We start from the raw sequence: 11,086 nt of genomic DNA on the forward strand, positions 1-11,086 counted from the left end.
GATTCATGGTTAAAACAGACCATGAATCTGAGCATCAATTTTGTCAATTACACCACTTAAATCCTCCGGACTGTTAGTAATGTCAATTTTGTCAACATTGACGACCAGAAGTTTACCGTCGGTGTAATGATTGATCCAGGCCTCATATCGCTCATTGAGTTGTTTGAGGTAATCCAACCGGATGGAATTTTCGTATTCTCGTCCTCGTTGCTGAATTTGGTTGACTAAAGTTGGTACGCTTGCCCTCAGGTAAATCAACAAATCAGGAGCCTTTACCAACTTGCTCATCAACTGAAACAAGGTTTTGTAATTATTGAAATCGCGGGTCGACATCAGTCCCATGGCGTGCAGGTTTGGAGCAAAAATCTCTGCATCTTCATAAATTGTCCGGTCTTGAACCACTGTTTGTCCCGAATTCTGAATATCCATCACTTGACTAAAGCGACTGTTCAGGAAAAAAATTTGCAGGTTGAAAGACCAGCGTTGCATGTCTTCATAGAAATCATTGAGGTAAGGGTTTTCATCAACGTCCTCATAATGAGGTTTCCAGCCATAGTGTTTTGCCAGAAGCCCGGCCATTGTTGTTTTCCCGGCCCCAATGTTGCCTGCAAGTGCGATGTGCATGATTTTATTTTTTCAGTAATTCGAATACAAATTTAATGGAGCTTGCTGAATACTCCCTATAAATTACAATCTTTTTTGGAGCTCAATAAGCTCATCCAGGTATTTCCGGTTGTTGGCCAGTCGAGGAATTTTATTTTGTCCGCCGACTTTCCCGCGTTGTTTCATCCATTCGTAAAACAGCCCGTCTTTGGCAACTACCAAATGTGGTTTTTCCAGGGTCAGATTTTTGTGTCGTTTGGCTTCGTAATCCGAGTTAAGCGTTTTTAAGGCGTCGTCCATTACTTCCATGAAATAATCAAAATCTTCTGGCTTTTGCTCAAATTCAATGATCCATTCGTGTGCCCCTTTCTGGTCACCTTTCATAAAAACAGGGCCCGCAGTGTATTCCTTTATATTGGCTCCGGTGCGTTCGGTTGCAATGTTCAAAGCTTGCTCGGCATTGTCAACAATTACCTCTTCGCCAAAAGCATTGATAAAGTGTTTGGTGCGTCCGGTAATTTTTATTTTGAATGGTTTTTTCGATGTGAACTGAATTGTGTCGCCAATAACGTAGCGCCATAGCCCGCCGTTTGTGCTAATTACCAAAGCATAGTTTTGTCCCAACTCAACTTCCGAAAGATTTAGGGCTTTCGGATGATCTTCCTGAAAGTTTTCCATTGGTATAAACTCGTAGTAAATTCCGTAATCGAGCATCAGTAACATGTCGCTGCTTTCCGGGTCGTCTTGAATAGCAAAAAAACCTTCGGAGGCGTTGTACGTTTCCATGTAATTCATGGATTTCGAAGGAATGATATTTTGATATTGTTCGCGATAAGGATCAAAATTGATTCCGCCATGAATGAAAACTTCCAGGTTGGGCCACACTTCCAAAATATTGTTTTTCCCGGTATGTTCGAGTACTTTTTTTAGGAGCACCAAATACCACGAAGGCACACCTGCCAACGAGGTTACGTTTTCATCAAGGGACTCTTCAATAATTTTGGCTACCTTTTCTTCAAATTCTTCAATCAGCGCAACCTCAACTGATGGAGTCCGAATGAACTCAGACCAAAAAGGAGTGTTTTCGATCAGGATTGCTGACAAATCGCCAAAATAAGATTTATTGCTAAAGTTATTTACACGGTGACTTCCTCCCAGAGTTAGCGTCTTCCCATATAAAACGCCCGAGTCAGGATTGTTCTTGAGATATAAGGCAAAAACGTCTTTAGCTCCTCTGAAGTGCACGTCTTCCAACGATTGCTTGCTTACCGGAATGAACTTGCTTTTATCGTTTGTGGTGCCCGATGATTTGGCAAACCATTTTATTTCGCCCGGCCAGAGCAGGTTTTTTTCTCCTTGCCGAAGCCGCTCAATATAAGGGGCAAAATCTTCATAGTGGCGGATCGGGACTCGCTCCTTAAATTCCCTTTCAGAGCTAATGCTCTTGAAATCATATTGTTTCCCGATCTCGGTGTCGCGTGCTTCCTTTATTAAATCAAAAAAAACCTCCAATTGGGCGTCAATAGGGTGTTTTTTGAAAAGGTCAATTTGATAGATTCGTTTGAAATTTATCCAGTTTATGATCGAATTAAGAATAGGCATTTTTATTTTTTATATGATTTAACAAATATGTTTGTTTTCGGTTTCCAAGCCAGCCAAATTTATCTTTTTTGGATGAGACTACCTATGAACTGCCAGCCAAAAATATTTTTCTATTTTTACTGAAAATATTGTTTGCTGAAAAAGGTAAACCTTAGATAAAACAAACGACTAAAAATCAAACTGGTGAATTACATTGATATCGTTTTAGGTGTTTTGCTGATATTTGCCGCGGTTCGTGGTTTCTCGAAAGGTTTTGTTGCAGAGGTGGCTTCGCTGGCAGCTTTAATCCTTGGTGTTTGGGGGGCTATACACTTTTCGCAGTTTACCGCCGAGTTTATCGTTGAAACCTTTAGTTACGATTCGAAACATCTCGGGCTGATTGCATTTTTAGTCACATTTGTTGTCATTGTTATTCTGATTCATTTGGTTGGGAAAGCTGTTGAAACGATTATTTCAGCCGTAGCTCTTGGTTTTATTAATCGGTTGGCCGGTATTTTGTTTGGTGTCATAAAATCGGCTCTAATCATAAGTGTACTCCTTCTGATCCTTGATGAGGTTGATGAAAATGTTGGAATTCTTCCGAAGGATGTCAAGGATGATTCACAGATGTATGAGCCTGTGAAAAATCTGGTGCCGACAATTCTTCCATTCCTGAATTTTGATGCAATTGACCAGGATCTTTTCAAACGTAAAAATCATCTCCGTGAGAAAAGAGTGGTTTAGAAAAAATCAACCTCCATTTGATGAACTTGAAGAACATGCATGCCCAAACTGTTCGCAAGAATTCAAAGGATTCTATTGCCCCAATTGTGGACAATCTGATTCTGAATTTAATCGTCCGTTTGGTTTTGTGTTTTATGATTTTCTTGGCAATTTCGTCTCTTTTGACACCCGGTTTTTACGCACTTTTCGTGATCTGGTTTTTAGGCCAGGATTCCTGACATTGGAGTTTTTTAGAGGACATCGTGCGCGATATGCACCACCTTTTCGGGTTTATATTTTCTTAAGTTTTGTACTTTTTCTGTTACTTCAATTACTTACAAATCAGGGGTTGAATACAGCGCTCGATTATAAGTTAGCTGGAAATGATCAAATTGTTCTTGCAGATTCGCTCATTCAGGAAAACGTTGACAGCTTGAATGTTGGTCAGTTTGTTGAAACTGAAGATTCGATGGAGATTGCTGAATTTAAGCTCAACTATTCAGACTTGTTGAACCAGCAGACGATTCAGGGTAAGCTTCGGAATCTTGCCGATCAATTGGAAGAAGGGGTGAAGGAAACCGAGGATCCTGCAAAAAGAACCAAATTGCTTAATTTAGTTCACATGCTTCGGTCTCCGGAGAGTTTGGTTTCCAGGATTTTAAAATACCTGTCCTATGCTTTTTTCGTTTTATTGCCGGTTTTTGCCTTGTTGTTGAAATTGTTCTATGTCCGGCAAAAAGTATTCTACATTCGACACCTGATTTTTTCTGTACACATTCACGCTTTTATGTTTTTTCTGCTTAGTCTGGTTGTTGCCATTAACTTAATCTTTTCATGGGAAGTGGCTTCCTGGTCATTGTGGTTGTTAGCATTCGTTCCTGCTTATATCTATCTCGCGTTGAGGAATTTTTATCTTCAGCCTTATGTCAAAACCTTTATTAAGTTTCTGTTGCTTGGGGTGGTTTATAATCTTATTTTACAATTTGCGCTAGTCTACATATTTATCAGTGCCTTGGGAGTTCTATAATCAACTGATTCCTTGAAAATATTAGCCTGATTCGTTAAACCTTAACGGTTCATTTTTATATCTTTGCCGAGATTTTTGCAATTAGTTAGCGTCCTGCGGATTTCTCACTTTTGAGATTCCGAATGAATCGCTTTTCGAATATGATAATAACAGACCCAAAATAATACAGATGAAACGAGCACGTTTAGTCAAAACACAAAAGGTAATGATTAAAGTGCGAGTTACATATGATACCTTATAAATAAACAATTTGAATCATATGAACTTTGTTGAAGAATTACGTTGGCGCGGAATGCTCCACGATATGATGCCCGGAACAGAAGAACAACTGCAGAAAGAAATGACAACAGCTTATGTTGGTTTTGATCCGACAGCAGATTCGTTGCACATTGGAAGCCTAGCTCCAATTATGCTATTGAAGCGTTTCCAAATGGCTGGGCACAAACCCCTTGCGTTGGTCGGGGGTGCTACTGGTATGATTGGCGATCCGTCGGGAAAGTCGCAAGAGCGAAATCTGCTAAACGAAGAGACTTTGCAGAAGAACCTTGACGGAATCAAAAAGCAATTATCGAAGTTTTTGGATTTTGAAAGTGAGGTTGATAATCAGGCTGTTATGGTTAATAATTTCGATTGGATGAAAGAGATTAGTTTCCTTGAATTTATTCGCGATATTGGCAAGCACATTACCGTTAATTACATGATGGCCAAGGAGTCAGTAAAAAAACGTCTAAATCCAGACGCTAAAACCGGTATGTCTTTCACCGAATTCACCTATCAGCTCGTGCAGGGATTCGACTTTTATTGGCTGCATCAGAATATGGATTGTAAGTTACAGATGGGAGGATCAGATCAGTGGGGGAACATTACAACCGGGACTGAACTGATTCGGAGAAAATCTGGTGGAGAAGCTTATGCGTTAACGATTCCATTGATTAAGAAAGCGGATGGTAGTAAGTTTGGTAAAACCGAAAGTGGTAACGTGTGGCTGGATGCCAAATTAACTTCACCCTATAAATTTTACCAATTTTGGTTAAATACCACTGATGAAGATGCCGAATCTTACATCAAAATTTTTACCCTTCTTAATAAGGTGGAAATTGATGCATTGGTTGCCAGCCACAAGGAAGCTCCCCATATGCGTGAGCTTCAGAAGAAATTAGCCGAGGAAGTTACGGTGATGGTGCATTCGCGCGAGGATTATGAAATGGCGGTTGAAGCATCGCAGATTTTGTTTGGTCGTGGGACTGCCGAAAACCTTAAAAAGCTTGATGAGCAAACTTTCCTGGCTGTTTTTGATGGTGTCCCTCTGTTCTCCGTTTCAAAAGCGGAACTGGAATCAGGTGTTAATGTGGTTGATTTGCTAGCCGAAAAGGTTGCTGTTTTTCCTTCAAAAGGTGAATTGCGCCGGACAATTAAAGGGAATGGATTGAGCATCAATAAAGAAAAAATATCAGATCAGGAACTAATGATAAATGCTGAGCACCTGATTGGAAATAAGTATGTTCTGGTTCAAAAAGGGAAGAAGAACTACTACTTACTAATTGCCGAATAAATATTGGTGGACTGATAATAATATATGCTGAATTCCGTTCAGAAATAACGACCAAACAATCTCACTTTATGAAAAGCTTTTTTGATAACCAGAGTCTTTTTACTGTTATCTGGAAATGGAAACAACATCTCATCATTGTTGGAGTCATTACGATTATAGCGTCTGCAGTATTTTCTTCGCCGTATTTTATAACACCATTGTTTCAGTCACAAGCCAGGGTATATCCAACGAATACCCAGTCTTATTCTGAGGAATCGGAGAGTGAACAAATGTTGGAAGTTTTTAATTCTACCGATATCAAACGGCAGGTTGTAGATGCATTTAATTTGACCTCACGTTATGGCATTAAGGAAGATGATCCTTATTTCCGAACTAAAATACTGAAAAAATATGACGATCGGATTGAATGTAAAAAGACAGAATATGAGTCGATTGAATTGATGGCGCGGGATGCAGATCCACAAATTGCCAGTAATATAGTGGATTCGTTGGTTGCTTTTTACAACCGTAAAGTGTTGTTTTTACGCCAACAAAAGGCATTTGAAGAAGCCTTCTCCTATCAAAATGACCTTGTGCGTAAAAAGAAAGAGATTGATCGGGTTTCTTCGGAAATGGAAAGCTTGAGAAAGGAGTATGGTTTGCTTGATTATGAGATTCAGACAGAGCAAGTAACAATGGGGTATATGACAGCTCTTGCCGAAGGAGCCAACAGAACGGCGGTCAATGATATCAAAGATTTGATGACTAGTCTTGAGGAAAAAGGAGGACAGTTCTTTTTATTACAACGGGAGCTTGAAGCGTTAGAGATTCAGCGCGATACGATAAATCGGCGATATGATAAGGCAATTGCAATTGCCGAAAAAGAAGAGACCTACACGATGGTTGTTGAAGAACCATTTCCTGCTGATAAGAAGTCATACCCGACTCGCTGGCTGATTGTTTTGGTAAGCTTAATTGCCGTTGAGTTTTTGGCATTGCTTACTGTTTTTAGTTTAGAAGGAATTAAATCTTCAAAGCAGTAAATTTTGCTCAGTAAACATTATAAAATTATTCTGTTTTATGTTGTTTCAGCTTTATTCTTAGCACTCAACATTTATTTTGTCGTACAAAAGGAAACCCTGCTGGCAAGCATTTTACCCCTTGTATTGGCCATTGTATTAGTCGCCATTGTTCGGTTAGATAGCTTGTTGTTGTTGGTTACATTTTTTACTCCGATATCCTTGCCCTTGCACGATTTGGTTGAAGGGTTGCCGTTTGATATGTTTCTTCCCACGGAGCCATTGTTATTTGGTATACTGATTTTGTTTTTATTTAAACTGGCTGAACGGCAGAGCTTTGAAAAGGATATTCTGACACATCCAATTTCGCTTGCACTGTACTTTTATTTGGGCTGGATGCTGATTACCGCTGTAACCAGTACCATGCCAATTGTGTCGCTCAAATTTTGGTTATCCAAGCTTTGGTTTTTGGCTGCATTCTATTTTATGGGTATTCTTCTTTTTCGCAATACGAAGAATATTTATTGGTTTGTTGGATTGTATTGCGGAGCTTTTGTGATCGTTATTTTTTATGCCTGGGCGCGTCATTTTGCTTTTGGATTTCATAACGATAAGGCGGCGCACTTTGTTATGAACCCTTTTTATAAAGATCATACCTCATATGGAGCCATGCTTGCTTTTTTTATCCCAATTTTGATCGGATTAACATTCTCAAAGTCATATCGAAATGGCTATCGTCTCCTTTCAGGCTGTGGGTTGCTGTTGTTTACGATTGCTTTAATTTTGTCGTATACGCGTGCTGCCTGGCTGAGTTTAGTAATAGGAGGAATGGTTTGGCTGGTAATTAAGTTGAAGTTACGGTTTAGGCCATTGTTTATTACAGGCCTGTCTGTTATTGCGATTGTGCTTGTTTTTCAGACTCAGATCTTAATGTTTCTCGAACGAAACAATCAGGAATCGTCAGCCGATCTGGCAACGCACCTTTCGTCGATGACTAATGTGACAACCGATGCATCTAACCTGGAGCGAATAAATCGGTGGAGTTCCGCTTTGCAAATGTTTGAGGAAAAACCCGTGCTTGGGTGGGGGCCCGGAACTTACATGTTTCAGTATGCACCCTTTCAACTAACGAAGAACCGAACGATTATTAGCACCAATTCAGCAGATGGGGGGAATGCGCATAGCGAATATTTGGGGCCACTTGCCGAGTCCGGTTTTTTAGGTGCGCTCAGCTTTATTTTGTTGGTAGTCGTTATTTTGTATGTTGGAATTCATGCATATTCGCGATCGTCGAAAAAGGAGCATCGAATGATCATCTTATCTGCGATTATTGGGTTGGTGACCTATCTCATTCATGGCTTTTTAAATAATTTTCTGGATACCGACAAGGCATCCATTCCATTTTGGGGATTTGTTGCAATTCTGGTAGTTTTTGATTTGCAAACGAAATTGGAACAGAAGAGGGCTTTGCCGAAGAAGAAATTGGAGGTATAAAAAAACCCGGAAATTCCCGGGCTTTAAGTGTCAAATGAAAATCTATTTTATTTCTTTACACGTTCGCTGTAACTGCGTTCGCGAGTGTCAATCTTAATTATGTCGTTTTCGTTGATGAAAAGTGGAACCATAATTTCAGCTCCGGTTTCCACCGTTGCTGGTTTTAAAGCTGTTGAACTTGCTGTGTTCCCTTTTTCTCCTGGAATTGTCTGAGTAACTTCAAGTTCCACTGAAGCTGGCAGCTCGGCGGTAAGTGGAGTCTCAATCTCTGTTTGGAAATTGACTTCGATTATTTGTCCTTCCTTCATCAAGTCAGAATTTTCAATCAAATCCGGATCCAACGAAATTTGCTCGAACGTTTCCGTGTGCATGAAATTAAATCCCATGTCATCTTTGTATAAATATTGATAAGGTCTTCTTTCAACCCGAACAACATCAATTTTAACGCCTGCATTGAATGTATTTTCAATGACTTTACCGGTTTTTACATTTTTCAACTTTGTGCGAACAAATGCCGCGCCTTTTCCTGGCTTAACATGTTGAAACTGCACAATGGTGAAAATCTGACCATTGTATTCAATTGTCAATCCGTTTCTAAAATCTGAAGTACTTGCCATATCTTTGATATATAATGAATTACAAAAATTTTGTGCAAAAGTAGTTAATTTCTGCCTAAAAACGGTAATTTCTCATGTAATCCAATTGCGTTCGTGTGTTATTCAATCTGCTCAACACCATTGATTTTGTATGAATCCAGTTCACATTTTAATGAACCCACTTTCAAGTCAAATTCTAATAGTACCGGTATTCGGGCTTTGTCGTTGGTAATGTAGAACTTTAGTCCGCTGTTGCTGTTCAACACTTTTCCTTTATCAATTCGAGGTTGAATAATATGGCATTGTTTTTCACCTAAGGAAGATTTGATTTTTGTTTTTCCAAGGTATTTTACACGCATCCAGAAAAACTTATCGGCATGAAAAACAGGTATGGAGAACTCCTCTCCGCCATCAAACTCATCCAGGTAAGGGGTGTTTCTCATGTAATAAAATGAGGTTACAAAATCGATTGTAGTGGGGGGTACTTCGTGCGCCCCGGACTTTAAGGAGTACAAAGAGTCTTTCTCTGGAAAGAAATAGGCTTCGTTGTACCACTTGTAATCGCCTTCCTGAATATTTCGGATAGCCATGTATGGTTGATAGGTTTTTGGATTAACAAAACTTTCATAAACGTCGTGCACTTTAAACAGCAAGTCGGTAACACCAACCGTGTTGCCGTCCAGTAGTAAATGAATAGCTTCTTTCCCCTCGTAAGTGGTATCTTCAACACTCAAAGTTGCTTCGCCTCCTCGGAAAAAACCATACCTCATATGGTATTTTAATTCTTCCTTGGGCTGAGCTGATGCAAAGACCCAGGCGGTTAAAAAAATAAGTATCAATTTTAATTTCATTGTTTCAAGATGTTCTTTTTGGGTTTGCCTGCAATGAAGTCTTTTAGGTAAAAAGGCTCGAAGTAGGCAACATCCACAAAATCATTATTTTCATATGCTTCTTGAGACAAAGAACACATAAACTGTGCCGAAGTTTTTATGTTATCAATAAATATGGCATTGGGATGATCAATTGCTGATTGGCATTTGGCTGAACCGTTTCCAAAAAAAGCGATTGGCTGTTTGTCCAATAAATTATGGAACGATTCACGATCGATGATCGTAGCAGAGACGGATTCAATCGGCTGATGTTCATGATTGTACAGCGCCGTGTAAACTTCCATGCGCCGGGCGTCAATCATCGGGCAAAAAAGCAGATTGTCAGCTTTGTTGAGTTTGTATTTTTTGAGGTTTGAACTGACATGATGACTCATCGACTGTAGAGGACTGACTGCAATTAATGGTATTTGGTTCGCATAGCATAGTCCTTTGGCCAGTGATACACCGATTCGAAGACCTGTATAGGAACCCGGACCTTTGCTGACTGCAACAGCATGAAGTTGCCGATAGGTAAGCTGGTTTCGTCTCAATAGCTCATCGGTAAAAACGCTTAACTTTTGGGCATGGTTTTGTCCTTCGTGACTTTCAATATAGTCGATCATTTTTCCATTTTCTGCAATCGATACGCTGCAAACTTCAGTCGATGATTCCAAGTTCAGTATTCGAGTCATTATCTTGATATTTAACTGCAAAAATAAGATATAAACAGAATAACAAGTAAAAATCAGTAAAGATTATTGAAGCGTATTTTTTTGTTAAAAAGTAATCGGAGGGAAATTTCTGTTAAGTTTCTATTTTTTATTAGTTTTAGATGATTTTTAATACGATAGCATGTATAGAGCTGCAATTATTGATGATGATCAGTTAGCCCGACGAGTCTTGTTTCGAATCCTTGATCAGCATTTTTCTGATATTGAAGTTGTTGGAGAAGCAAATTCTGTCGAAAGTGGCGTCGATTTGATTATTAAGGAAGCTCCCGATTTGGTTTTTCTGGACATTGAGATGCCAGATGGAACTGGGTTTGATTTGATAGAAAAGCTTCCGACTGTAAATTTCAAATTGGTTTTTACGACTTCATACAGTGATTATGCAATCACTGCATTCAAATATTCTGCTTTTGATTATATTTTAAAGCCCGTTTTAGTAGAAAATGTCAAAGCAACTATTCAGCGGATTAGTGAAATTCCGGTGCTTAGTGAAAAACATCGCGTTGAGGTATTGAAACAAAGTATTGAGAAGAAGGAAGATAGTTCGCATGTGACGATCGCTCTGCCCGAAATGAATGGATTTGCGATTATCAAAGTCAATAATATTATTCGTTGCGAGGGGGAACGAAACTATACACGGGTATTTTACCAAAATGAGACTTCGGTGTTAATCAGTCGCACCTTACTCGAGTTTGACCAATTACTTGTGCCGCACGGATTCTGTCGTATACATCGTTCGCATTTGGTCAATTTGAAATATGTTAATCGGTATTTAAAAACCGATGGTGGAATGGTGGAATTGGCTGATAAATCGCAGTTACGGGTTTCCCCAAAATACAAAGAAGAGTTGCTTGATAAATTACTACATAACCGCCTGTAAACTTGTTGATAGCCCTTTTGATTCGGTGTAATGGC

General features: G+C 39.4%; 11 protein-coding genes. 6 read left to right on the plus strand and 5 right to left on the minus strand.

All coding sequences use genetic code 11. The features are described 5' to 3' along the window. Nucleotides 1–9 precede the first annotated feature (9 nt). Together GR929_RS15940 and GR929_RS15945 are read right to left on the minus strand one after the other, a co-directional pair. Complete coding sequence (locus GR929_RS15940) at nt 10–624, minus strand: deoxynucleoside kinase (protein ID WP_159521591.1); 615 nt, start codon at nt 622–624, stop codon at nt 10–12. Between the two features lie 63 nt (nt 625–687). After that, nucleotides 688–2,205: a GH3 auxin-responsive promoter family protein gene (locus GR929_RS15945; RefSeq protein ID WP_159521593.1), complete on the minus strand. Its 1,518-nt coding sequence runs from the start codon at nt 2,203–2,205 to the stop codon at nt 688–690. Between the two features lie 183 nt (nt 2,206–2,388). Here GR929_RS15945 and GR929_RS15950 point away from each other — a divergent pair, with 183 nt between their 5' ends. The 5 genes from GR929_RS15950 (at nt 2,389) to GR929_RS15970 (ending at nt 7,978) form a co-directional block, all read left to right on the plus strand. Continuing rightward, entirely contained in the window at nt 2,389–2,928 is a 540-nt protein-coding gene (locus GR929_RS15950) for a CvpA family protein (protein ID WP_159521595.1), read from the plus strand. Continuing rightward, a complete protein-coding gene (locus GR929_RS15955; protein ID WP_159521597.1) occupies nt 2,909–3,934 on the plus strand; it encodes a DUF3667 domain-containing protein in 1,026 nt (341 codons plus the stop codon). Before GR929_RS15950 ends, GR929_RS15955 begins: the two co-directional genes overlap by 20 nt. Before the next feature lie 259 nt (nt 3,935–4,193). Next, entirely contained in the window at nt 4,194–5,486 is a 1,293-nt protein-coding gene (gene tyrS, locus GR929_RS15960; protein ID WP_159521599.1) for a tyrosine--tRNA ligase, read from the plus strand. A gap of 68 nt (nt 5,487–5,554) precedes the next feature. Beyond that, nucleotides 5,555–6,508: a Wzz/FepE/Etk N-terminal domain-containing protein gene (locus GR929_RS15965; RefSeq protein WP_159521601.1), complete on the plus strand. Its 954-nt coding sequence runs from the start codon at nt 5,555–5,557 to the stop codon at nt 6,506–6,508. A 3-nt stretch (nt 6,509–6,511) separates the two neighbouring features. Further along, nucleotides 6,512–7,978, plus strand: coding sequence for an O-antigen ligase family protein (locus tag GR929_RS15970; protein ID WP_159521602.1), 1,467 nt, complete (start codon nt 6,512–6,514; stop codon nt 7,976–7,978). A gap of 47 nt (nt 7,979–8,025) precedes the next feature. Here the strand turns inward: GR929_RS15970 and efp are convergent, their stop codons facing one another. The 3 genes from efp to tsaB all read right to left on the minus strand — a co-directional run bounded on the left by efp (nt 8,026) and on the right by tsaB (nt 10,135). Further along, nucleotides 8,026–8,595 carry an elongation factor P gene (efp, locus tag GR929_RS15975; protein ID WP_159521604.1) on the minus strand — a complete coding sequence of 190 codons (570 nt, stop codon included), beginning with the start codon at nt 8,593–8,595 and terminating at the stop codon, nt 8,026–8,028. Nucleotides 8,596–8,693: 98 nt separating this feature from the next. Beyond that, on the minus strand, nt 8,694–9,425 hold the full coding sequence (locus tag GR929_RS15980) for a DUF3108 domain-containing protein (protein ID WP_159521606.1): 732 nt from the start codon (nt 9,423–9,425) through the stop codon (nt 8,694–8,696). After that, a complete protein-coding gene (tsaB, locus tag GR929_RS15985; protein ID WP_159521608.1) occupies nt 9,422–10,135 on the minus strand; it encodes a tRNA (adenosine(37)-N6)-threonylcarbamoyltransferase complex dimerization subunit type 1 TsaB in 714 nt (237 codons plus the stop codon). The genes GR929_RS15980 and tsaB overlap by 4 nt, the downstream gene beginning before the upstream one ends. A gap of 160 nt (nt 10,136–10,295) precedes the next feature. Here tsaB and GR929_RS15990 point away from each other — a divergent pair, with 160 nt between their 5' ends. Beyond that, nucleotides 10,296–11,051 carry a LytR/AlgR family response regulator transcription factor gene (locus GR929_RS15990; RefSeq protein WP_159521610.1) on the plus strand — a complete coding sequence of 252 codons (756 nt, stop codon included), beginning with the start codon at nt 10,296–10,298 and terminating at the stop codon, nt 11,049–11,051. The last annotated feature ends 35 nt before the right edge of the window (nt 11,052–11,086 follow it).

The sequence above is a fragment of the Sunxiuqinia indica genome (assembly GCF_009847015.1).
Taxonomy (GTDB): domain Bacteria; phylum Bacteroidota; class Bacteroidia; order Bacteroidales; family Prolixibacteraceae; genus Sunxiuqinia; species Sunxiuqinia indica.